Raw genomic sequence first — 21,141 nt, forward strand, 5'->3', positions numbered from 1 at the left:
CCGCGCAGCGGCCGGATGAGGGGGTCTGGCGCCAGCGCCTAACCCGAAACCGCCAGCGCCTTTTCTATCTGTGGTAGCAATAAATCCCGCGCCGACTCCGCCGTCAGCGGGCCGACATGCTTGTAGGCTATTCTGCCGTCCTTGCCGATGACGAAGGTCTCCGGCACGCCGTAAACACCCCAGTCGATCGCCGTACGGCCGGCTTCATCGACGCCGATCGCCTGGAACGGATTGCCGAGATCGCCGAGGAACCGGCGGGCATTTTCCGACCGGTCCTTGTAGTTCAGCGCCGTCATCACGAAGCGCTTGTCCTGCGACAGCGCCAACAGCACCGGGTGCTCTTCCCGGCACGGCGCGCACCATGACGCAAACACATTGACCAGCGTGACCTTGCCGGCAAACGCCCTGGAATCGAGCCCTGGCAGGTTTGACCCGTCCAGCGCCGGCAGATTGGTCGGCGGCGCCGGCARKCCGATCAGCGCCGACGGCACTTCCGARACATCGCGGCCAGAAAGCAGTTGCGACAGGAACAGGCCGGCCAGGCCGAGAAAGACCAGCAGCGGCAACAGCACGAACAGGCGGCGACCGCGCGTCGGGGTTTCCGTCTCTGAACTCATTGCTTGGCGACCTTGTCGGAACGCCGGCGCACGCCGGCGGCTTCCAGTTCGGCGAGCTCGCGCTTGCGCGCCCGCTGGTCGAACAGGATCCAGCCGATCAGCCCAGCCAGCACGATCGCAGTGATGCCATAGGCGGCGGTGACATAAAGGGCGTGTGCGCTCATGCGGCAGGCCCCGCCGAAGCGCCGCTTTCCAGACGGATCCTGTCGCCCAATTCAAACATGCCTTCCCTTAGCCTCGCGCCACCGGCTTCGCAATCGGACGCCGCGTCGCGGCTCCAGGCTTGTGCGGCCACATCAATCTGTTCCATGCCGCAGCGCCAGCGCCGCCGAGACTGGGCCGAGCACCGCAAGAAACAACGTCAGCGCGGCAAGAATGAGGAAGGGCTGCAGGAAGGGATCGGGATTGGCCGTCGCGCCATAGCTCGCCGAAACGCCGAAGATCAGCACCGGAATGGTCAGCGGCAGCACCAGTACCGAGATCAACAGCCCGCCACGCGGCAGCGCCACTGCCACCGCGGCACCCGCGGCACCGATGAAGGTGATCGCCGGCGTGCCAACCAGAAGTGTGAGCGCGGTGGCGCCGATGGCCAGCGGCTCCATATTCATGAACAGGCCGAGCAGCGGCGCGGCGATGACCAGCGGCAGCACGCTGCCCGCCCAATGCGCCAGGCATTTGACCAGCACGGTCAGCGCCAGCATGTGCCGGTCATTGCCGAGCACCAGCAGATCGAGCGAGCCGTCCTCGCGATCGGCCTGGAACAGCCGGTCGAGGCCGAGCAGGCAGGACAGCAGCGCCCCGATCCACAGGATCGCCGGACCGATGCGCGAAAGCAGCTTGAGGTCGGGGCCGACGCCGAACGGAATGGTGGCGATGACGGCGAGGAAGAAGATGACGCCGGTCAACGCCCCGCCGCCGGCGCGGATGTTGAGACGGATGTCGCGGAGGAAGAGGGCTAGCATGATTCGAGATGTCTGCGCCCAGGCACCCCCCTCTGTCCTGCCGGACATCTCCCCCGCAAGGGGGGAGATTGGCAGTTCATACGCCTCGCCAGCCTTCGAACGTTGGAGATTGGCGAAGGCCGAGACAACATCTGATCTCCCCCCTTGCGGGGGAGATGTCCGGCAGGACAGAGGGGGGTGCCTCGCACCGTCATCAATCCGTTTCCCCCATCCTCAATTCCGTCGCCCCGTCCAACCCCAGCGGCAAATGCGTCGCCGCGACAATCATCCCACCCCCAGCACAATGCTTCGTCATCAGCCCCGCAAACCGCGCCTCCGAAGCCTTGTCCAGTCCCGCTGTCGGCTCATCGAGCAGCCATAGCGGCCTATGGCTGACCAAAAGCTTCGCGATCGCCGCGCGCCGCCTTTGCCCGGTCGAGAGATACCCAAACGGCAGATGACCAATGCCATCAAGCCCAACCGTCTCCAGCGCCTCATCGACGCTCGAATCGCCACCGCCATTGAAATCGCGCCAGAAGCGCAAATTTTCCGTCACGCTGAGCGCCGGCTTCATCGCGTTCTGGTGACCAAGGTAGTGACAGGCCGAGGCAACAGACGGAAACGCCTCGCCACCGCCTTCGAGCAGCAACCGGCCCTCCGCCACCGGCAGCAGCCCGGCAATGATCCTCAATAGGGTCGATTTGCCGGATCCGTTCGGCCCGGTGACGACCAGCGCCTGGCCCTGACCGAGCGCAAAACCGATGCCGGAAAAAACCGGCTCGCCGCCGCGTTCGCCGCCCAGATTTTCGGCGATAAGCCGCATCCCTCGCCTGCCCTGAAAACAATGTTTCGCGAGCGCTGCCGCATCGCACAAATTTGCTCTCCGACTGTCTAGAACTATTCCAGAAAATTCTCTATATGCGGGTCATCCGTGCCAGCGGTCGGCACGGGAAGAAGAATTTGCGCCGAACCAGCGCACGCGCCGCCTTGAACGGCTCGGGTTGCTTGGGAACGGACAGCGGAAATGGCCGTACCCGCACCTTTGCGCGTGATTGCATGCCATCGGCGTCCGTTCCCTTTCAGGCTGAACAGACAAGGACGGACCGCACGTGTCAAAATCCCTCGATAGTTTCAATTGCCGTCGCACGCTGACCGCGGGCGGCACCGAATATGCCTATTTCGACCTCATCGAGGCCGAGAAGAACGGCCTCACCGGCATCGCCCAGCTGCCCTATTCGATGAAGGTGCTGCTGGAAAACCTGCTGCGCAACGAGGACGGCCGCTCCGTCACCAAGGAATCGATCCAGGCGGTCGCCGGCTGGCTCACCGACAAGGGCACCGCCGGCGTCGAGATCGCCTATCGCCCGGCCCGCGTGCTGATGCAGGATTTCACCGGCGTTCCGGCCGTGGTCGATCTCGCCGCCATGCGTGACGCCATGGCCTCGCTCGGCGGTGATCCGCAGAAGATCAACCCGCTGGTTCCCGTCGACCTCGTCATCGACCACTCCGTCATCGTCGACGAGTTCGGCACGCCGATGGCCTTTGCCCGCAATGTCGAGCTCGAATATGAGCGCAACGAGGAGCGCTACAAGTTCCTCAAATGGGGCCAGCAGGCGTTCCGCAACTTCCGCGTCGTGCCGCCCGGCACCGGCATCTGCCACCAGGTCAACCTCGAATATCTCGGCCAGGTCGTGTGGACCAACAGCGAGGACGGCGAAACCACGGCCTATCCCGACACCTGCGTCGGCACCGATTCGCACACCACCATGATCAACGGCCTTGGCGTGCTCGGCTGGGGCGTCGGCGGCATCGAGGCCGAGGCGGCCATGCTCGGCCAGCCGGTCTCCATGCTTTTGCCCGAAGTCATCGGCTTCCGCCTCACCGGCAAGCTCAAGGAAGGCGTCACCGCCACCGACCTCGTGCTCACCGTCACCCAGATGCTGCGCAAGAAGGGCGTCGTCGGCAAGTTCGTCGAATTCTTCGGCCCGGGCCTGTCCAACATGACGCTGGCCGACCGTGCCACCATCGGCAACATGGCGCCCGAATATGGCGCCACCTGCGGCTTCTTCCCGGTTGATAGCGAGACCATCCGCTACCTCACAATGTCCGGCCGCAGCGAGGATCGCATCGCGCTGGTCGAGGCCTATTCCAAGGCGCAAGGCCTGTGGCGCGACACCGGCTCCGCCGACCCGGTCTTCACTGATCTGCTCGAGCTTGAGCTTGGTAGCGTCGTGCCGTCGATGGCCGGCCCCAAGCGCCCCGAAGGCCGTGTCGCGCTGGAAGGCATTCCGGAAGGCTTCGCCAAGGCGATGGAGACCGAATACAAGAAGGCAGCCGAAATCCACAAGCGTTATGCCGTCGAAGGCACCGACCATGACCTCGGCCATGGCGACGTCGTCATCGCCGCCATCACCTCGTGCACCAACACCTCGAACCCGAGCGTGCTGATCGGCGCCGGCCTGTTGGCCCGCAACGCCAACCGCCTCGGCCTCAAGCAGAAGCCGTGGGTGAAGACCTCTCTCGCCCCCGGCAGCCAGGTGGTTGCCGAATATCTCGAAAAATCCGGCCTGCAGAAGGAGCTCGACCAGATCGGCTTCAACCTGGTCGGCTTCGGCTGCACCACCTGCATCGGCAATTCCGGCCCGCTGCCGGCGCCGATCTCGAARACCATCAACGACAAGGGCYTGATYGCTGCCGCRGTSYTTTCCGGCAACCGYAACTTCGAAGGCCGCGTCTCGCCCGACGTGCAGGCCAACTACCTGGCGTCGCCGCCSCTGGTCGTAGCCCAYGCGCTGGCCGGRACCGTCACCAAGGACCTCACCACCGAACCGCTCGGCGAGGACAAGAACGGCAATCCGGTCTACCTCAAGGAYATCTGGCCGAGCTCSGCCGAGATCCAGGARTTCATCGAGAAGAACGTCACCCGCGARYTGTTCGCCCGCAAATATGCCGACGTCTTCAAGGGYGACGARYACTGGCAGAASGTSMAGGCGCCGGAAGGCCAGACCTATGCCTGGGACGACAACTCGACCTATGTGCAGAACCCGCCCTATTTCGCCGGCATGACCGCCGGTTTCGGCAAGATCGGCGACATCAAGGGCGCGCGCGTGCTGGGACTCTTCGGCGACAAGATCACCACCGACCACATCTCGCCGGCGGGTTCGATCAAGGCCGCCTCGCCGGCCGGCAAATACCTCACCGACCACGGCGTCGGCGTTGCCGACTTCAACCAGTACGGCACGCGGCGCGGCAACCATGAGGTGATGATGCGCGGCACCTTCGCCAACATCCGCATCCGCAACCACATGCTGGGCGAGAACGGCCGCGAGGGCGGCTACACCATCCACTATCCGTCGAAGGAAGAGGAATCGATCTACGACGCCGCSATGGARTACAAGAAGGAAGGCGTGCCGCTGGTCATCTTCGCCGGYGTCGAATACGGCAACGGCTCGTCGCGCGACTGGGCAGCCAAGGGCACCAACCTGCTTGGCGTCCGCGCCGTCATCGCCCAGTCCTTCGAGCGCATCCATCGCTCGAACCTGGTCGGCATGGGCGTCATCCCCTTCGTCTTCGAGGACGGCACCTCATGGGCCTCGCTCAACCTCARGGGYGACGAAMTSGTCGAGATCGACGGGCTGAGCAGCATCAAGCCGCGSCAGACSATGACCGCCAAGGTSACCTATGGCGACGGCACGGTGAAGAACGTGCCGATCATCTGCCGCATCGATACGCTGGACGAGCTCGACTACTTCAAGAACGGCGGCATCTTGCAATACGTGCTGCGCGATCTGGCAGCGTAGGTAAGGGAATAAGGCAGTAGGGCAGTAAGGGAGTAGGGCAAGGAAGCAGACACCCTACTGCCCTACTGCCCTACTGCCCTACTGCCCTACCGCCCTACTGCCTACTGCCTACTTTCGGCGCTCCAAATCGCGCCGTCGCCGCCAGCAGCACCCCCAACATCAGCCCGTTGAAGATGTGCCACAGGAAGTGCGTGCCGAGCGGAAAGCTGCCGCAGACCATCGGGTCGATCATGCGGCAGATGACGGACACCACGAAGATCGCCGACCCCGCCAGATTGTACAAGCCGGCCCGGTTGCCGCTTGCCGTCACCCAAATGCCGAAGAAGGCGAGCGCCAGGAACGGCGGCAGGTAGCCCGTCGTGCCGTTCGACGCCTGGCGCAGCCAGTCCGGCACGGCGAAGGTTATGGCGCCGGCCACCGGATAGAAGACGACGAAGACCGCAATCGCCTTGCCCCAGTCCATGCCGAGGAAGCGGCGCAGATTGAACAGCGTGTAAGCGAGCGTGAAGCCGGCGATCGGCAGGATATCGACCCAGATCGTGCCCTTGGTGGCAAAGGTATGGAAGATCGTCGAGCCGATGCCGATCGCCACGACCCACCAGGCCAGCACCTCGGCGAAGGTGCCGGCCTTGCATCGCCGTACTTCCCGCACACCCCACAATCCCGCGACAATGAAAGCAAGGTTGGTCAAAGCATTTGTCGGCTCAGCCCAAAGTCCAGGGCCGGTCCGCTCGCAATAGAGATCGACGGGGGTCAGGAGAGTTTGCCACATGGTGATGATGCCGTCCCCGAATCGAAACACGTCGTGAAATGCAATGTCTCTCCTATTGCGGCCTTACCTCCAACTGCAATGGCAAAATTTCACCTCAACGTGACTTCCCGTTGACTTCCGCTTCTGCCACATATTTCAGACAATCAGAACAAAGCCGGCGCCACCGGCGGGAATTGGAATGGTCATGGCCTGGCGAAGATCACTTTGGCTGGCAGCCTTTGCGCTGGCCTTCTCGGCTTCTGCCGGTGCCGGCCATGCGGGCGAGGCCGAACGAATCCAGGCCGACAAGCCCCAGCAGGACAAACCGCTCGGGGTGGTCGAACTGTTCACCAGYCAGGGCTGCAGTTCCTGTCCGCCGGCCGAYGCSTTCTTYGCCGARCTTGCCACCAAGGAAGACATCGTCGCGCTCTCCTATCACGTCGACTACTGGGACTATCTCGGCTGGAAGGACACGCTGAGCCGCAAGGAAAACACCGAGCGGCAATATGACTACATGCGCTCCTTCGGCAGCCGCTCCGTCTATACGCCACAGGCGGTTCTCAATGGCCGCGTGCACGTCAACGGCGCCAATCGCGGCGAGGTTGACGGCGCACTCGCCCGCATGGCGAGATCCGGCGAAGGCATGCACGTGCCCGTCAAGGTCAGCCGCACCAGCGACCGCGTCATCATTGACGCCGGCGATGCCGGCACCGGTCCGAGCGACGCCCATGTCGTCATCGTCTATTTCGAGCAGCCACAGACGGTCAAGATCGCCCAGGGCGAGAACTCCGGCCGCAAGATGACCTACTGGAACGCGGTCACCGGCATCCAGACCGCCGGCATGTGGCACGGCAAGGCGCAGCGCTATGAATTGCCGATGAGCGAGATCACCAAGAAGGGCGGCTGCGCCGTGCTTTTGCAGTCGGTCGGCAAGGACGGCATGCCGGGTCCCATTCTCGGCGCCGCGTTTATTCACAAGCCTTGATTGGCTCTCTCCCTTCTCCCCTTGTGGGGTGAGAAGCGGTCCGCGTAGCGGACGAAAAGCCAATTGCTTGGCTTTTCGAGSTTCGAACGCCCTGAGCCTGCGAAGGGCCGGTAGTGGCCAATCCACCTGCCGGGTCCCCGCTGCTTCGCAGCGTCCCGGCGTTCGCTGGCCTTTCATCGTGCCACTGGCACGATGAATTCGCTACGCGAACCGGCTGCTCACCCCACAAGGGGAGAAGGAAGGCCTAGCGCATCAGCCCATGAAAAAACCGACGTCAGCTTGCTTCTGACGTCGGTCATTTAGGTTTTGGGATCGTCGCACCCGATTCTTCCGAGGAAAAACCGAGGTTGGTTCGATCCGACGCAGACCCGTGGGCGGGGGGCTTGGGGTTTACGAGCCGGTGCCGGACCGAACCGTCTCAGGCAACACCGGTAAATTCGTCGGACATTGGGGCATGAGCGCGGATAAAAAAAGGCAGAAATGTGGCGAAGCATCACCAATTCCAACATGCGGTTTGCAAACGTGACTGGACGTGACGGAAAAGGCGCGCCGCCGCCACCGCTTCGCCGGCTCTTGCAATTGCAGCGCGAAGAGGCCAATTTTGGTTGGCAAAGATTCATTTGAAGGATCGAGGCATGACTGACGACAGCGGCGGGACGGGGGATGGTGACGCATCCGCAATATTGATCCCGCTGCACGAGGCGCGAAGAGAGCGCCTCGACCAGCCGGTACGCTTCGAACGGCGTGAACTGGACCAGATCCTGAGACTCTACGGACGCATGGTCGCCGCCAATGAATGGCGTGACTATGCCATCGATCATCTCACCGACAGAGCGGTGTTTTCCGTCTTCCGCCGTGCCAGCGAAGTGCCGCTGTTCCAGATCGTCAAGGATCCGAAACTGGCGCGCAAGCAAGGCGCCTTCGCCGTCATCGCCGCCGGCGGCCGCATCCTCAAACGCGGCCAGGAACTCGGCCGCGTGCTTGGCGTGTTCGACAGCAAGCTCAGGGTTGTGGAGGCTTGAGCTACGGAATTGGAGAACTGAGGAATTGAGGAAAATGGCACTCGGCGTCTGATGTAAGCGCCGGTTTTTGTTCTTCAATTCCCAAATTCTTCAATTCCTCAGTTCAATTCCCCCCGAAACTTCCGCTCCGGCAGAGAAGCCGGATCCGGGGGCAACGTCGCCCCGCGGTTCAGCGACAGCTGCATGAACACCGTGTCCAGCCAGCGCCCGTGCTTGTAGCCGGAGCCTTCGAGCCGGCCCGAATGGCGAAAGCCGAGCTTTTCGTGCAGCCTGACCGAGGCGCTGTCGGCATGGCCGTCGCCGATCACCGCGATGATCTGGCGGAAACCCGCCGCCTCGGCCGCCGCGATCAGGCTCTGCATCAGCTGGAGGCCGACACCCTGGCCCTTGGCTTCAGGCGCGACATAGACCGAATCCTCGATGACGAAGCGATAGGCCGGGCGTGGCCGGAAGGCGCCGGCATAGGCATAGCCGAGCACGGCGCCGTCCTTTTCCGCCACCAGATAGGGAAAGCCGCCGGCCGTGAGCGTGTCGAATCGCGTGCCCATCTCGGCACGGCTTGGCGGCTCCAGTTCATAGCTCGCCGTTCCATGTGTCACTGCATCGGCGTAGATTTCGGTGATGGTGTCGAGGTCGGCCGCGCTGGCCGGCCGAATCACAATATTGCTCATTTTTTATGCAGGCCTTCTGTCTGCCTCCGATAACAGCAAACACCGGGGCAAAAGAAAAGGGCGGCCGTTGGGCCGCCCTTTCCAAAACCTATGGTCCAGTCAGACCATGATGCGAAGCCTTAGCGGCGGTCGCCCATGAACTGCAGCAGGAACATGAACAGGTTGATGAAGTCGAGATAGAGCCTCAGCGCGCCCATGATGGCCTTGCGGCCGGCGACATCGGAAGCATCGCCCTCGAAATACATCTCCTTGATCTTCTGCGTGTCGTAGGCGGTGAGGCCGGCGAAAACCAGCACGCCGATCGCCGATACGGCAAAGGACAGCGCCGACGACTGCAGGAAGATGTTGATCACCGACGCGATGATGATGCCGAACACGCCCATGATCAGGAACGAACCCATCGCCGTCAGGTCGCGCTTGGTCGTGTAACCGAACAGCGACAGCGCGCCGAAGGCGGCGGCGGTGGCGAAGAAGGTCTGCGAGATGCTGGCCGTCGTGTAGACCAGGAAGATCGACGACAGCGACAGGCCGACGAGGCCGGCATAGACCCAGAACGTCGTCTGCGCGGCAGCGACGCTCATCGACTGAATCCTGAACGACAGGAAGAACACGGCGGCCAGCGGCGCCAGCATCACCACCCAGCGCAGCGGCGACCCGAAGATCGCATAGCCGAAGGACGTCAGCATCTCGCCGCTCGGCAGCGTTGCGACAGCCGAGGCCGGATCGGTGGTGGTGGCCAGCATGATCGTGCCGACGGCGGCAAGGCCGGTGATGAGGAGGCCAAGCCCCATCAAATTGTAGACCTTGATCATATAGGCGCGCAGACCCTGATCGATGTCGGCGCGGACGCCGGGCACCGCCGACGTCTGATAGTTGCGAATGGGATCAGCCATTGGAATCCTCTATTGCTTCTGCCCCGTCCGGTGTCGGGCCTCTTGCGGACCCAGGCGCCGCTGGCGGGACTCCAGCATGCCTGTGGCGAAATATGATGGTTATTCGCGTCAAGAACAAGACCGTAACCGGATGTAACGGTTCGTGAGAGGCCGAAAGGCCGATTCGCGGGCTTTCCAACCGGCATCCTTACCAAGATTTAATCCGGAATGGCCGCTCTGGCCCCGAAATTACAGCTCGCGCAGCACCGGSGCTGCCTTKTGRCCSAGCRCCCGCCASGTSCCGGCAAGGCCGATGCCGACGGTAATGACCAGCGAAAACASGATGGTCGCCACCGCCACCTCSGGCATGAAATGCGACGRCARYGTCATGATGCGGGCGACAATGTACCAAGCCGCGATGCCGCCGGCGGCCAGTGCGAAGAGTGCGGTGGCCAGTCCGATCAGCATGTACTCGAGAGAAAACGCCGTGATCAGCGTTCTCCTGGTGGCGCCGAGCGTCTTCAGCACCACCGCGTCATGGATGCGCGCCCGGTTGCCGGCGGCCAGCGCACCGGCCAGCACCAGCACCGAGGCGATCAGCGCCACGCCGGCCGCCGCCCGGATCGCCGTGCCGAGCTGGCCGACCAGCCGGTTGACGACATCGAGCGCATCCTTGACGCGCACTGTCGTCACCGCCGGGAAGGCGCGGGTGACGGCATTGAGAATGCGCGCGTCGTCGGCCGTCGTCGCGCTCTTCTCGGTCAGCGTCGCCATCCAGCCATGTGGCGCACCCGCGAATGTGTTGGGCGAGAACACCATGACGAAATTGATGCCCATCGTTTCCCATTGAACCTGGCGGAAATTGGCGATCCTCGCCGTCACATTCCGGCCAAGCACATTGACGGTGACGGTGTCGCCGAGCTTCAGCCCGATCTGCTTGCCCTCTTGCGCCGAGAACGAAACCAGCGGCTCGCCGGCATAAGTGTCCGGCCACCATTTGCCCTCGGTCAGCGTCGCATTTGCCGGTTGCTTGGCATCATAGGTCAGGCCGCGATCGCCTTTCAACACCCAGGCGCCTTCGGCCGGCACCTTGACCTTGTCGACATCGACGCCGTTGAGCGCCATCACCCGGCCGCGCAGCATCGGCACCTTGGCCAGCGTGCCCTGTGGTGCCTCCTTGCCGATCAAAGCGGAGAACGCGTCGACATCGCTGCCCTGGATGTCGACGAAGAAGAAGTTCGGCGCCCGCTCCGGCAGGCTGCCGGAGATCTGCTGCCKSAGATTGCCGTCRATCAGCGCCAGCGTCACCARSAGYGTCAGCCCGAGSCCSAGCGACAGCACCACCGAYGGSGTCARSGCGCCYGGSCGATGGATRTTGCYGAYSGCSAGCCTGAGCGCCACGRAGCGMACGCGCGGGCTCTTCCTTGCCGCCCATTGCACCAGYSCRCCAACCAGRCGCAGCACCAGGAAGGCRAAAATGGTGGCGCCGACGAAGATCGAGGCGATGCGSYGGTCGCCSGARAACAGGATGGCGAGCGCCGCCAACAGCAGCGCGATGCCAATGGCCGAGGCGACATAGATCGGACGCGGCAAGCCACGGCCTTCCAGACCCATTTCGCGGAACAGCGCAGTCGCCGGCACATCGCGGGCGCGGCCAAGCGGCAGCAGCGCGAAGGCCAGCGTCACCAGCAGCCCGAACAGCGCCGCCATCCCGAGCGCACCGGGATAGAAGCCGCCCTCCGCCGGCACCGGGATGACGGACTGCAGCGCGGCACTCGCGGCAAACGGCATCAGCGCGCCAAGCACCAGGCCGAGCACGATGCCGAGTGCGGCGATGATCAGGATCTGCACGAGATAGACGGCAAAGACGAAGCCGCCGGAAGCGCCGAGGCTCTTGAAGGTGGCGATGACGCCGCGCTTGCCGTCGAGATAGGCGCGCACCGCGTTGGCGACGCCGACGCCGCCGACCACCAGCGCCGTCAGCCCGACCAGCGTCAGGAACTGCGAGAAGCGCTCGATGTTGGAGGACAGTGCCGGTGCCGCATTGCTGCGTGTGCGGATCGACCAGCCGGCCTCGGGAAAATCTTTCGCTGCCTGGTCCTGGATGGCCTTCAGCCGCGCCTCGTCGGCGTCGGCGGGCAGCCGGATCTTGTAGGCATTTTCGACCAGGCTACCCGGCTGCACCAGCCCGCTGGCGGCCAGGCCTTCGGTCGAGATCATCAGCCTTGGCGCGAAACCGAAACCGTCGGACACGGCATCCGGCTCGGTGACCAGCCTGGCGCGCAATTCGAAAGTGGCGGTGCCGAGCTTCAGCCGGTCGCCGAGCTTGAGATGCAGCCGTTCGAACAACAGATCGGGCGCCGCCGCGCCGAAGACGCCAAATTCTTCGCCGAACAGTTCCTGCTTCGACAGCTTCGGTTCGGTTTCCAACGCGCCATAGAGCGGATAGGCGTCATCGACCGCCTTGGCCTCGACCAGCGCCTGGTCCGAACCATCGGCCAGGCGCGCCATCGAGCGCATGCTGGCGGTGCGCGAAACGGTGCCGAGCCCATCGAGGAAGCCGCGCTCCGCCTGGCTGGCATCGCGCTGGTTGATCTGGAAGCGCAGATCGCCGCCGAGCAGCGTCTGGCCCTGATCGGCGACGCCGGCGCTGATCGAACGGGCAACCGAATTGACGCCGCCGATCGCGGCGACGCCGAGCGCGATGCAGGCGAGGAAGATCAGGAAGCCGGACAGGCCGCCACGCATCTCGCGCAGCGAGAAGCGGACGGCAAGCTTCAGCGTCTGCGCCAACGGCATCAGGCAGTAACCTTGACCGGCGCCGGCGCTTCGATCCGGCCGGAGCGCATCGAGACCTGTCGCGAACAGCGTGCCGCAAGTGCAGGATCATGGGTGACCAGCACCAGCGTCATGCCGCGCTCGGCCGCCTCGGCGAACAGGAGGTCGGCGACCTGCCGCCCCGTCGCCTGGTCGAGATTGCCGGTCGGCTCGTCGGCGATGAGAATGCGCGGCGACGGCGCCAGCGCCCGGGCGATCGCCACGCGCTGCTGTTCACCGCCGGAGAGTTCGCCGGGATAATGGGTGACGCGGTCGGAGAGGCCCACCGCCGCCAGTTCGCGTGCCGCCACAGAAAAGGGATCGGCATGGCCGGCCAGTTCCAGCGGCACCGCGACATTTTCAAGCGCCGTCATGTTGGGGATGAGATGGAAGGATTGGAACACGATGCCAATGTTTCGGCCACGAAACGAAGCAATCTGATCCTCGCTTTTGCCGTTGAGCAGCTCGCCAGCGATTCGTACCGTACCCGAATCGACCCTTTCCAGGCCTGCCAGCACCATCAGCAAGGTCGACTTGCCGGATCCAGACGGCCCGACGATGCCGGTCGCCTCGCCGCGCGCCACCTCGAGGCTGACGCCTTTCAGCACATGGACGGACGAAGCGCCCTCGCCGAGCGTCAGCGATACGTCTTTCAGCGCGATGACGGCTTCTGTCAAAATGAAAGTGTCCTATATGGAACGTGAAGGCTCTGCTTGCCGGAAGCAGTCGCCCGGAAGAATATTTTTGTCATATGGGGCCTGCCGCATGTCTTTCAAACGCCAGATAGCCGCATGCTTGATCCTTTTCCTCGCCGTTTGCGGCGCCATTTCGTCGGCGCGGGCCGAGCCATTCAAGATCGTCGGCTTCGGTGACAGCCTGATGGCGGGCTTCGGCCTCGGGCCGGGCGAGGGTTTTACCGACAAGCTCCAGGCAGCTTTGCGCGCCAAAGGCCATGACGTGACCGTCGCCAATGCCGGCGTTTCCGGTGACACCACCAGCGGCGGCCTGGCGCGGCTCGACTGGTCGGTGCCGGACGGAACCCAGCTGGTCATCCTCGAACTCGGCGCCAACGACATGCTGCGCGGCGTCTCGCCTGATATCCCCCGGAAGAACCTCGACGAGATGCTGGGTAAGCTCAAACAGCGCAATATCGCGGTGCTGCTGGCCGGCATGCGCGCCGCGCCCAATCTTGGCGCCGACTACCAGACCACCTTCGACGCCATCTTTCCGGACCTGGCCGCGAAGTACGGCGTCCCACTCTATCCGTTCTTCCTCGACGACGTCGCCGGCCAGCCTGGCCTGCAGCTCGAGGATGGTCTGCATCCGAATGCCAGAGGTGTCGACGTGATGGTCGAGCGCATTCTGCCCACCGTCGAGAAGGCCATGGCGGCGGTGCCCGGAGGCAGATGAGGCCGATCTTGGCCTGTTTCCGTTGGGGAAACTTTTTGCGACACCTGTGACCAACAAACCTCTTGCCCCGTTTGACTATCGATGATTCGCTAGGGATGACAGTTCGATTCGAGGAAGGGAGGCTCATCATGCCGCGTCTTTTCACCGCCCTCGAAATTCCGCGTGACGCCGCCCTTTCGCTGTCCCTGCTGCGGGGCGGCCTGCCCGGCGCCCGCTGGATCGACGTCGAAAACTACCATTTGACGCTGCGCTTCATCGGTGATGTCCCCGGTCATGTCGCCGATGAGATCGCCAACGCGCTCGACCGGGTTCAACGCCCCTCCTTCTCGCTGACRYTGTCSGGTGTCGGCGCYTTCGGCCAGAAGAAGCCGCATGCKGTRTGGGCCGGCGYYTCMGCYTCGCMCGATCTYKCCGCCCTKCAGGGYGARATCGAMCGCATCTGCCAGCGGCTCGGCATYCCARCCGAYCCGCGCAAGTTCAYSCCGCATGTGACGCTGGCGCGSCTGCGCAATTCGASCCCGCTSGACGTCGCSCARTAYCTKTCGGCRCGCGGCAATTTYTCRACGCTGCCGTTCCGCATCGGCCGCTTCGTCCTGATGTCGTCGCGCGATTCGGTCGGTGGCGGTCCCTACATCGTCGAGGAAGCCTGGCCGCTGTCAGGCACCGATGCGCGTGCCGCCAGCCGCGTCGCCAGCGCCTCCGACGCCTCGCGGATCATGCGGTAGACTTCGGCAAAGGCCTCCGCCCCGTCATAGTAGGGATCCGGCACGTCGCGCGCCTGTCCGTGCGCGAACTCCAGGAACAACTGCACCCGGTCGCGCGCAGCCGCCGGCGCCAGTGCCTTGAGATCGGCGACATTCGAGCCGTCCATGCCGAGGATCAGGTCGAAACGGGAGAAATCCTGCGGCGTGACCTTGCGTGCCCGCTGTCCGGAAATGTCGATGCCGTGACGCAAGGCAATCGCGATCGAGCGTGGATCAGGCGCCGAGCCGACCTCCCAGGCGCTGGTGGCGGCTGAATCGAGCTGGATATCCCGGCCCCCGCCATGCTCTGCCCAGACGGCGCGAAAGACGCCCTCGGCCAGCGGCGACCGGCAGATGTTGCCGAGGCAAACGAAGAGAATGGAATTTATGGGCTTTATGCTCATTCGATATGCGCCGTTTGTGCATTTGGAACCCTAAAACCGCAAAGCACTTCTGGACGACTTGCATTATGGTGAGGGTCAAATTCGAGATAGCACGGGAAATCATCATGACGAGAGAAAAACTCAGCAAGGACGCCATCACCGCTGCCCTTGCGGAACTCGGCGACTGGTCGCTGGCCATGGACGGCGCCTCGATCAAGCGCAGCTTCGTCTTCAAGAATTTTTCCGAAGCCTTCGCCTTCATGACCCGCGTCGCGCTGGCAGCCGAGAAGATGGACCATCACCCCGACTGGTCAAACGTCTACAAGACCGTGGACGTGACGCTGAACACCCATGACGCTGGCGGCGTCACGGCGCTCGACATAGCGCTGGCAAAGAAGATGAACGGGTATTTCGGCGGCTGAATGTACGCTTGGCCGCAAGCGTCGATCCCAAATCGGCGCCCGCATCTTGTAGCCGGGTTCAGCTTTCACCACATTTTCCCTCGCGAGGCGTGCGCCAGGATGCGCATGAGACCCGCAAGGAGTGATTGATGGCGCAGCAACCCGGTTTTGATTTCTTTGGCTTTGGCGACAAGCTCGGCGGCGAAAGCGAAGTGCGCGAAAAATTCTGGCGCACGGCCAAGAAGGCCGCGCGGCAGATTCCGTTCATGGAAGACGTGGTCGCCGCTTACTACTGCGCCATGGACAAGAACACACCGATGCGCGCCAAGGGCATATTGGTGGCCGCGCTCGGCTATTTCGTCCTGCCCTTTGACCTCATCCCCGACTTCATTTTCGGGCTCGGCTTCACCGACGACATCGCCGTGCTGACCGCCGCGATCACCGCCGTCAGCGCCCACATCACGCCGGCGCATCGCCAGGCCGCCAAGGACGCCATCGCCGACAAGGGCTGAGCGCCTTCAGCCGGCACGTGTCCCCTGGATCCCAGGCCTTCAGCGGCCGGCGAAAAAGTCAAACTCTTGCCGCTTTCGTGGCCTCCAAGTCGCCGAAGGGACGTCGCGCCGACCGCTGACAAGGCGGCGGCGCGGAAATGGCGGCGGTTTCCTGGGGTGAGCGTCCTTTTGTTGAGGGAAATTCACCGTTTGGTRACCCAGATTAAATCAAAATGAAGCGACGGCAGGACGCCAAGCGGCCCGCCTCCGCACCATTTGGAATACGGGAAAGACGATGCGCGGATTGATAGCACTAGTTTCGAGTCTGGTCCTGGTGGCCTCGGCAGCGCCTGTTCTGGMGCAGCAGGCGACCAAGATCGGCCAGCACAATGCCTGGGGCACCTACAGCTACCAGGCATCGGGCGGCAAGGTCTGCTACGTGCTCACCGTGCCGACCGACAAGCAGCCGCCGACGCTCGACCATGGCGACATGTTCTTCTTCGTCAGCCAGCGGCCGGGACAGCAGGTGTCTTACGAGCCGCAGTTCATTGCCGGCTACACCTTCCAGGAAGGCTCCAAGGCCACCGTCACCATCGACAAGAAGTCCTTCTCGATGTTCACGAAAGGCAAGTCGGCCTGGGTCGAGAACGCCGCCGAGGAACCGGTGCTGATCGCCGCCATGAAGACCGGCACCGACATGAAGGTGACGGCCAAGTCCGGCCGCGGCAATCCCACCTCCTATGTCTTCTCCCTGAAAGGCATTTCGGCGGCGCTGACATCGATCGCCAAGTGCAAGTGAGCACAAGCCGTATTTGAACCGAAGGCCGGGCCACGATCCCGGCCTTTTGCTTTTCAGCCATGGCCCGGCTCTGGTTCCGCCTCCGCCCGCCGCCGCCGGATCGCCTCGGCGATGAAGACGCGCGACAGCGCGTGATAGAGCGGCTCGTGCGAGATCAGCCGCGCCGTGCCATAGCCCAGCATCGACGCCAGCATCAGTGCAATGACATTGTCGTGATTGCCGGTCATCTCCAGGATGATGACAAAGGCCGTCATCGGCGCCTGCACGACGCCGGCGAAATAGCCGGCCATGCCGAGCAGCGCTGCAGCACCGGTGCTGGCGCCCAGCAGCAGGCCGAGCGAGCTGCCGATGCCGGCACCGACCGCCAGCGATGGCGCGAAGATGCCGCCGGGAATGCCCGAAACCATCGACAGCAGCCCGGCGAGGAACTTTTCGGCAAAGAAGAACCATGGCAGCGGTGTGCCTTCGACGGCGCCGCGCGCCTGCGCATAGCCGGTGCCGAAAGTCAGTCCGCCCGAGGCGATGCCGATCACCGCCACGGCAAGCCCACAGACAGCGGCCACCAGCAGTGCGCGCGCCAAGGGCTGCTGCGTGTGCCAGCGCCGGATCCGCCGCGTTGTCTTCAGCGCCAGCAGCGAGAACAGCGCACCGAGGCCGCCGCCAATGACGCCGCAGCCAAGCACCAGCGGCCAGTCGGCGGCGAACGAGATCGTCTCCTTCGAGACGCCGAAATAGGTGTAGTTGCCGAGCAGGCCGAGCGAAGCGAGGCCGGCCAGGATCACCGCCGTCAGCACCAGCCCGTTGGTACGCGCCTCATAGGTGCGGCCCATCTCCTCGATGGCAAAGACGATCCCAGCCAGCGGCGTGTTGAACGCGGCCGCAATGCCGGCCGCCGAACCGGCCAGGATCAGACCGCGCGCCTGCGCCATGCCGCCCCAGCGCGCCGCCTGCAGCATCAGCGAGGCGCCGACCTGCACGGTCGGGCCTTCGCGGCCGATCGAAGCGCCGCAGAACAGGCCGACGACGGTGAGTGCAATCTTCCCGACCACCAGCTTGAGCGACAGGATGTGACTGCGATCGTCGTCGTCGCGCAGATGCCGAGCGGCGATCGCCTGCGGAATGCCGCTGCCTTGCGAGCCGGGGAAAAAAGCATGGGCGAGCCAGGCGCACAGCACGAAACCCAGCGGCGTAACAATGAGCGGCAGGTAGAAACGCCGGTCGCCGCCGTTTCCTGTCATCAAGTGGAACAGCGCCTGCGCCTTGTCGGCCAGCACCGCAAACAGCACGCTGATCACACCGATGCCAACCGCGCCGGCCCAGAACACCAGCCGCGGCTGCCACACGCGCCGTGAACCCAGCATGGAGCGCGAACGCCGCAGCATGGGGTATTTTCGCGATGTGCCGGCCATGTCTGTTCTCGGAGGGGGGTGGTTCGGCCTAGCGCCGCATGACTCTCACGTCAACCTGTGCTATGCGCCGCGCTTCATATCAGGCGCGATGGATGAAATCGGCCGTAAACCGCTTATATCAGTGCAACCATGACCCTTTCCTTCGACCTCACCACTGAGGGTGCCCGTGACGCGTTGCGCGCCCGCGCCGCGCCCGAAAAGCCGTCGCTGATCGGCCTGACGCGTGTCGAGCTCGCAGAGGCGCTCGTCGCGTCCGGTATCGTGCCGGAACGCCAGGCAAAGATGCGCGCCCAGCAACTCTGGCACTGGATGTATGTGCGCGGCGTCTCCGACTTCSCMGGCATGYTCAAYATCTCCAAGGAYCTGCGCGCCGARCTSGACAAGCAYTTCACCGTCGCCMGGCCCGAGATCGTCGAGGAACAGATTTCTTCCGACGGCACCCGCAAATGGCTGTTCCGCTTCCCGCCGCGCGGCGCCGGCCGGCCGGTCGAGATCGAAACCGTCTATATCCCAGAGGAAGGCCGCGGCACGCTCTGCATCTCCTCGCAGGTCGGCTGCACGCTGACCTGCTCGTTCTGCCACACCGGCACGCAGAAGCTGGTGCGCAATTTGACCGCTGAGGAAATCCTGGCGCAATTGCTCACCGCGCGCGACCGGCTCGGCGACTTCCCCGACCGCGACACGCCGGACGGCGCCATCGTGCCGGCCGAGGGCCGCAAAGTGTCGAACATCGTCATGATGGGCATGGGCGAGCCGCTCTACAATTTCGAGGCGGTGAAGAAGGCGCTGCTGATCGCTTCCGACGGCGACGGGCTTTCCCTGTCGAAGCGCCGCATCACGCTGTCGACTTCCGGCGTCGTGCCGGAAATCTTCCGCACCGGCGAGGAGATCGGCGTCATGCTGGCGATCTCGCTGCATGCCACCAATGACGATCTGCGCGACCTGCTGGTGCCGATCAACAAGAAGTATCCGCTGAAAGAGCTGATTGCTGCCTGCCGCGCCTATCCCGGCCTGTCGAACGCCAAGCGCATCACCTTCGAATATGTGATGCTGAAGGACGTCAACGATTCCATCGAGGACGCCAAGGGCCTGATAAAGCTGCTCAAGGGCATTCCGGCCAAGATCAACCTGATCCCGTTCAACCCGTGGCCGGGCACCAACTACCAGTGCTCGGACTGGGAGACGATCGAGAAATTCGCCGATTACATCAACAATGCCGGCTATGCCTCGCCGATCCGCACGCCGCGCGGCCGCGACATCCTCGCCGCCTGCGGTCAGCTGAAGTCGGACTCCGAGCGCATGCGCAAGGTCGACCGGCTGGCGCTGGAAGCCATGATGATCGCGGGGCACGGCGAGGCGTGAGCCGTCTCGTCGCCTGGTCGCAGCGCTTCGTTATCATAGCAGTCGGCTATATCGCCGCTGTGCTGACCTCAATCCTGGTGCCTGTGCTGCTGATCACCCTTCTCGAAGGAATCGAGTATGGCAACTGGTCCCTGGTCTTCACCTTCGACTGGCTGGGCTCCTTTCCGCTCGCCGTGTTGACCGTGGCGATCTGCGCGCTGCTGATCGTCGGCCCTGCCATCGTTCTCGCTGAATGGCGGTCGCTGCAAGGATGGTTCTACTTCGCAGCCACGGGCGCGATCACCTCCACCGCCTTTGGTGTCTTGGTCCCGGGCTCGGCGGGAGGGTTTGTTTTCAATCCGGGCTTTCTTGGTTTTCTGGCTACGGCCGGCRCCGCCGCCGGTTGGGTCTACTGGCTTCTGGCCGGGCGCGGGTCCGGTCAGCTCAAACAGCGGGATGCGGGATGACCCGCTTCGTCTCCTACCTCGTCCGCTTTGCCATGATCCTGTTCGGCTATGCCGTCGCCTCGCTGGCGGCGAGCGCCTTCCTCAACATCCTGTTCCTGGCCTCGCTCGGCTATACGCCTGATCACACGCACCCGACGGCAACGGCTTCGCTGTATTTCTCGATCCCCTTCGTCGCTTTGTTCGTCGCCTATTTCGCCTTCCTGCCGGCGGCAGTCGTCATCCTGGTTGCCGAAATCCTCGGCCGGCGTGACTGGCTGTACTATGCGCTGGCGGGTGCGGTGGTGGCGGCCGTCTTCCTCGGCCTGGTCGACCATGCCCAAGAGTCCACCTTCGCGGTCACCGAAACCAGCGCCATCATGGCGGTGATCGGCGGCGGCATGGTCGGCGGCATCTTCTACTGGCTGAGCGCCGGTCGCTGGGCCGGAAGCTGGTGGAAGGACGGAAACGCCCCTATTTCGCCTGGGCCGTCAGGATCTTGAGCGCGAAGGCCGAGAACACGCCGGCGAAGAGATAGTCGACCACTCGCGTGACGCGCGGGCTGGCCTTCATCGCCGCCGAGAATTTCTCCGCCGCCAGCACCATCGGCACTGTTACCGGGATCGACAGCACGATGAACATGGCGCCGAGGAAGAACAGCTTTCCCGGTGCGTGCGGATCATGGGCGGAGACGAACTGCGGCAGGAAGGTCATGAAGAACAGGATGATCTTCGGGTTGAGCAAATTGACGCCAAGCCCCGCCGCCCAGCTGCGCAACAGCGAGATCTGCGGTCCCGTCTTCTTTTCGGGCGAAAAGGCCGAGCCCTTGGCGATGGCCTGCCAGGCCAGGAAGACGAGATAGCCGGCGCCAAAAATCTTCAGCACGAAGAAGGCCATCGGCGAGGCGACGATCAGCGCCGAGACACCGACCACCACCAGCGTGGTGTGGATCAGCGTGCCGCACAGCGCGCCGGCCATCGAGGCAAAGCCGGTGGCACGCCCCTGGCTCAGCGTACGCGAGACGAACAAGGTCATGTCAGGCCCAGGCGTGATCGCCAGGATGACCGTGGCTATGGCGAACTGGATCAGCGTAGTGGTGTCGGGAATGAAGGACATGGGCGGTTCCTGTGTTGGCGGACCCGACCATTCTGACATTCCGATCGCTCGTCAATATCCCGAGATTTCTTCCGGCTTCTGATAACGACAGTGCCACCAGACAAGGAATTGGGCCGCGAATTTACCTTC

24 protein-coding genes are annotated in these 21,141 nt (G+C 63.8%); 11 read left to right on the forward strand and 13 right to left on the reverse strand.

What is annotated here, in order from left to right:
* Positions 1 to 38 precede the first annotated feature (38 nt).
* The 5 genes from AC1DX0_RS04000 to ccmA all read right to left on the reverse strand — a co-directional run bounded on the left by AC1DX0_RS04000 (position 39) and on the right by ccmA (position 2,381).
* Positions 39 to 617: a DsbE family thiol:disulfide interchange protein gene (locus tag AC1DX0_RS04000; RefSeq protein WP_477224397.1), complete on the reverse strand. Its 579-nt coding sequence runs from the start codon at positions 615 to 617 to the stop codon at positions 39 to 41.
* Positions 614 to 781 carry a heme exporter protein CcmD gene (gene ccmD / locus AC1DX0_RS04005; RefSeq protein ID WP_477224398.1) on the reverse strand — a complete coding sequence of 56 codons (168 nt, stop codon included), beginning with the start codon at positions 779 to 781 and terminating at the stop codon, positions 614 to 616. The genes AC1DX0_RS04000 and ccmD overlap by 4 nt, the downstream gene beginning before the upstream one ends.
* Positions 778 to 927, reverse strand: coding sequence for a hypothetical protein (locus tag AC1DX0_RS04010; protein WP_477224399.1), 150 nt, complete (start codon positions 925 to 927; stop codon positions 778 to 780). Before AC1DX0_RS04010 ends, ccmD begins: the two co-directional genes overlap by 4 nt.
* Complete coding sequence (gene ccmB / locus AC1DX0_RS04015; protein WP_477224400.1) at positions 914 to 1,579, reverse strand: heme exporter protein CcmB; 666 nt, start codon at positions 1,577 to 1,579, stop codon at positions 914 to 916. Before ccmB ends, AC1DX0_RS04010 begins: the two co-directional genes overlap by 14 nt.
* A 193-nt stretch (positions 1,580 to 1,772) precedes the next feature.
* The gene (gene ccmA, locus AC1DX0_RS04020) at positions 1,773 to 2,381 is read right to left on the reverse strand and encodes a heme ABC exporter ATP-binding protein CcmA (RefSeq protein ID WP_477224401.1); all 609 of its coding nucleotides are present in this window, start codon (positions 2,379 to 2,381) and stop codon (positions 1,773 to 1,775) included.
* A 286-nt stretch (positions 2,382 to 2,667) separates the two neighbouring features.
* On the opposite strand from ccmA, the gene acnA reads away from it, so the two are divergent.
* Positions 2,668 to 5,358 carry an aconitate hydratase AcnA gene (gene acnA / locus AC1DX0_RS04025; protein WP_477354295.1) on the forward strand — a complete coding sequence of 897 codons (2,691 nt, stop codon included), beginning with the start codon at positions 2,668 to 2,670 and terminating at the stop codon, positions 5,356 to 5,358.
* A gap of 94 nt (positions 5,359 to 5,452) precedes the next feature.
* Here acnA and AC1DX0_RS04030 read toward each other — a convergent pair whose 3' ends face one another.
* Positions 5,453 to 6,130, reverse strand: coding sequence for a ceramidase domain-containing protein (locus tag AC1DX0_RS04030; RefSeq protein WP_477224403.1), 678 nt, complete (start codon positions 6,128 to 6,130; stop codon positions 5,453 to 5,455).
* Positions 6,131 to 6,308: 178 nt separating this feature from the next.
* Here AC1DX0_RS04030 and AC1DX0_RS04035 point away from each other — a divergent pair, with 178 nt between their 5' ends.
* Together AC1DX0_RS04035 and AC1DX0_RS04040 are read left to right on the forward strand one after the other, a co-directional pair.
* On the forward strand, positions 6,309 to 7,094 hold the full coding sequence (locus tag AC1DX0_RS04035) for a DUF1223 domain-containing protein (protein ID WP_477224404.1): 786 nt from the start codon (positions 6,309 to 6,311) through the stop codon (positions 7,092 to 7,094).
* A 635-nt stretch (positions 7,095 to 7,729) separates the two neighbouring features.
* Positions 7,730 to 8,116, forward strand: coding sequence for a DUF2794 domain-containing protein (locus AC1DX0_RS04040; RefSeq protein ID WP_477224405.1), 387 nt, complete (start codon positions 7,730 to 7,732; stop codon positions 8,114 to 8,116).
* Positions 8,117 to 8,214: 98 nt separating this feature from the next.
* Here AC1DX0_RS04040 and AC1DX0_RS04045 read toward each other — a convergent pair whose 3' ends face one another.
* From AC1DX0_RS04045 to AC1DX0_RS04060, 4 genes are all read right to left on the reverse strand, one after another.
* A complete protein-coding gene (locus AC1DX0_RS04045; RefSeq protein ID WP_477224406.1) occupies positions 8,215 to 8,787 on the reverse strand; it encodes an N-acetyltransferase family protein in 573 nt (190 codons plus the stop codon).
* Positions 8,788 to 8,906: 119 nt separating this feature from the next.
* Positions 8,907 to 9,680, reverse strand: coding sequence for a Bax inhibitor-1/YccA family protein (locus tag AC1DX0_RS04050; RefSeq protein WP_477224407.1), 774 nt, complete (start codon positions 9,678 to 9,680; stop codon positions 8,907 to 8,909).
* A 228-nt stretch (positions 9,681 to 9,908) separates the two neighbouring features.
* Positions 9,909 to 12,458, reverse strand: a complete 2,550-nt coding sequence (locus AC1DX0_RS04055; protein WP_477354298.1) for an ABC transporter permease — start codon at positions 12,456 to 12,458, stop codon at positions 9,909 to 9,911.
* Entirely contained in the window at positions 12,458 to 13,153 is a 696-nt protein-coding gene (locus AC1DX0_RS04060; RefSeq protein WP_477224409.1) for an ABC transporter ATP-binding protein, read from the reverse strand. The genes AC1DX0_RS04055 and AC1DX0_RS04060 overlap by 1 nt, the downstream gene beginning before the upstream one ends.
* An 88-nt stretch (positions 13,154 to 13,241) precedes the next feature.
* Here AC1DX0_RS04060 and AC1DX0_RS04065 point away from each other — a divergent pair, with 88 nt between their 5' ends.
* Positions 13,242 to 13,886: an arylesterase gene (locus AC1DX0_RS04065; RefSeq protein WP_477224410.1), complete on the forward strand. Its 645-nt coding sequence runs from the start codon at positions 13,242 to 13,244 to the stop codon at positions 13,884 to 13,886.
* Positions 13,887 to 14,014: 128 nt separating this feature from the next.
* Positions 14,015 to 14,611, forward strand: coding sequence for an RNA 2',3'-cyclic phosphodiesterase (gene thpR, locus AC1DX0_RS04070; protein WP_477354301.1), 597 nt, complete (start codon positions 14,015 to 14,017; stop codon positions 14,609 to 14,611).
* On the opposite strand, the gene AC1DX0_RS04075 is transcribed toward thpR, so the two are convergent.
* Positions 14,515 to 15,033: a low molecular weight protein-tyrosine-phosphatase gene (locus tag AC1DX0_RS04075; RefSeq protein ID WP_477224412.1), complete on the reverse strand. Its 519-nt coding sequence runs from the start codon at positions 15,031 to 15,033 to the stop codon at positions 14,515 to 14,517. The genes thpR and AC1DX0_RS04075 overlap by 97 nt on opposite strands.
* Positions 15,034 to 15,137: 104 nt before the next feature.
* Between AC1DX0_RS04075 and AC1DX0_RS04080 the strand changes: the two genes are divergently transcribed.
* The 3 genes from AC1DX0_RS04080 to AC1DX0_RS04090 all read left to right on the forward strand — a co-directional run bounded on the left by AC1DX0_RS04080 (position 15,138) and on the right by AC1DX0_RS04090 (position 16,703).
* Positions 15,138 to 15,434 (forward strand): 4a-hydroxytetrahydrobiopterin dehydratase, encoded by a 297-nt coding sequence (locus tag AC1DX0_RS04080; RefSeq protein WP_477224413.1) that lies wholly within the window; start codon positions 15,138 to 15,140, stop codon positions 15,432 to 15,434.
* 128 nt (positions 15,435 to 15,562) lie between these two features.
* A complete protein-coding gene (locus AC1DX0_RS04085) occupies positions 15,563 to 15,925 on the forward strand; it encodes a YkvA family protein (protein WP_095202663.1) in 363 nt (120 codons plus the stop codon).
* Positions 15,926 to 16,199: 274 nt separating this feature from the next.
* The gene (locus AC1DX0_RS04090; protein ID WP_477354304.1) at positions 16,200 to 16,703 is read left to right on the forward strand and encodes an invasion associated locus B family protein; all 504 of its coding nucleotides are present in this window, start codon (positions 16,200 to 16,202) and stop codon (positions 16,701 to 16,703) included.
* 53 nt (positions 16,704 to 16,756) lie between these two features.
* Here the strand turns inward: AC1DX0_RS04090 and AC1DX0_RS04095 are convergent, their stop codons facing one another.
* Positions 16,757 to 18,112: a chloride channel protein gene (locus AC1DX0_RS04095; protein WP_477224414.1), complete on the reverse strand. Its 1,356-nt coding sequence runs from the start codon at positions 18,110 to 18,112 to the stop codon at positions 16,757 to 16,759.
* A 129-nt stretch (positions 18,113 to 18,241) separates the two neighbouring features.
* On the opposite strand from AC1DX0_RS04095, the gene rlmN reads away from it, so the two are divergent.
* Genes rlmN through AC1DX0_RS04110 form a run of 3 tightly spaced genes read left to right on the forward strand, consistent with a single transcriptional unit; the run spans position 18,242 to position 20,399 of the window.
* Positions 18,242 to 19,474, forward strand: coding sequence for a dual-specificity RNA methyltransferase RlmN (gene rlmN / locus AC1DX0_RS04100; protein ID WP_477354307.1), 1,233 nt, complete (start codon positions 18,242 to 18,244; stop codon positions 19,472 to 19,474).
* Positions 19,471 to 19,920 (forward strand): hypothetical protein, encoded by a 450-nt coding sequence (locus AC1DX0_RS04105; RefSeq protein WP_477354310.1) that lies wholly within the window; start codon positions 19,471 to 19,473, stop codon positions 19,918 to 19,920. The genes rlmN and AC1DX0_RS04105 overlap by 4 nt, the downstream gene beginning before the upstream one ends.
* Positions 19,917 to 20,399 (forward strand): hypothetical protein, encoded by a 483-nt coding sequence (locus tag AC1DX0_RS04110; protein WP_477224417.1) that lies wholly within the window; start codon positions 19,917 to 19,919, stop codon positions 20,397 to 20,399. The genes AC1DX0_RS04105 and AC1DX0_RS04110 overlap by 4 nt, the downstream gene beginning before the upstream one ends.
* On the opposite strand, the gene AC1DX0_RS04115 is transcribed toward AC1DX0_RS04110, so the two are convergent.
* On the reverse strand, positions 20,371 to 21,012 hold the full coding sequence (locus AC1DX0_RS04115) for a LysE family translocator (protein ID WP_477224418.1): 642 nt from the start codon (positions 21,010 to 21,012) through the stop codon (positions 20,371 to 20,373). The genes AC1DX0_RS04110 and AC1DX0_RS04115 overlap by 29 nt on opposite strands.
* Between the last annotated feature and the right edge of the window lie 129 nt (positions 21,013 to 21,141).

The organism is Mesorhizobium sp. P3_A9, assembly GCF_056402975.1.

Coding starts and splice junctions, on each gene's coding strand:
- AC1DX0_RS04065 (WP_477224410.1), top strand. CDS start 13,242: ATGTCTTTCAAACGCCAGATAGCCGCATGCTTGATCCTTTTCCTCGCC.
- AC1DX0_RS04080 (WP_477224413.1), top strand. CDS start 15,138: ATGACGAGAGAAAAACTCAGCAAGGACGCCATCACCGCTGCCCTTGCG.
- AC1DX0_RS04115 (WP_477224418.1), bottom strand. CDS start 21,012: ATGTCCTTCATTCCCGACACCACTACGCTGATCCAGTTCGCCATAGCC.
- AC1DX0_RS04010 (WP_477224399.1), bottom strand. CDS start 927: ATGGAACAGATTGATGTGGCCGCACAAGCCTGGAGCCGCGACGCGGCG.
- AC1DX0_RS04095 (WP_477224414.1), bottom strand. CDS start 18,112: ATGGCCGGCACATCGCGAAAATACCCCATGCTGCGGCGTTCGCGCTCC.
- ccmD (WP_477224398.1), bottom strand. CDS start 781: ATGAGCGCACACGCCCTTTATGTCACCGCCGCCTATGGCATCACTGCG.
- AC1DX0_RS04040 (WP_477224405.1), top strand. CDS start 7,730: ATGACTGACGACAGCGGCGGGACGGGGGATGGTGACGCATCCGCAATA.
- AC1DX0_RS04050 (WP_477224407.1), bottom strand. CDS start 9,680: ATGGCTGATCCCATTCGCAACTATCAGACGTCGGCGGTGCCCGGCGTC.
- AC1DX0_RS04075 (WP_477224412.1), bottom strand. CDS start 15,033: ATGAGCATAAAGCCCATAAATTCCATTCTCTTCGTTTGCCTCGGCAAC.
- AC1DX0_RS04110 (WP_477224417.1), top strand. CDS start 19,917: ATGACCCGCTTCGTCTCCTACCTCGTCCGCTTTGCCATGATCCTGTTC.
- AC1DX0_RS04045 (WP_477224406.1), bottom strand. CDS start 8,787: ATGAGCAATATTGTGATTCGGCCGGCCAGCGCGGCCGACCTCGACACC.
- ccmB (WP_477224400.1), bottom strand. CDS start 1,579: ATGCTAGCCCTCTTCCTCCGCGACATCCGTCTCAACATCCGCGCCGGC.
- ccmA (WP_477224401.1), bottom strand. CDS start 2,381: ATGCGGCTTATCGCCGAAAATCTGGGCGGCGAACGCGGCGGCGAGCCG.
- AC1DX0_RS04085 (WP_095202663.1), top strand. CDS start 15,563: ATGGCGCAGCAACCCGGTTTTGATTTCTTTGGCTTTGGCGACAAGCTC.
- AC1DX0_RS04030 (WP_477224403.1), bottom strand. CDS start 6,130: ATGTGGCAAACTCTCCTGACCCCCGTCGATCTCTATTGCGAGCGGACC.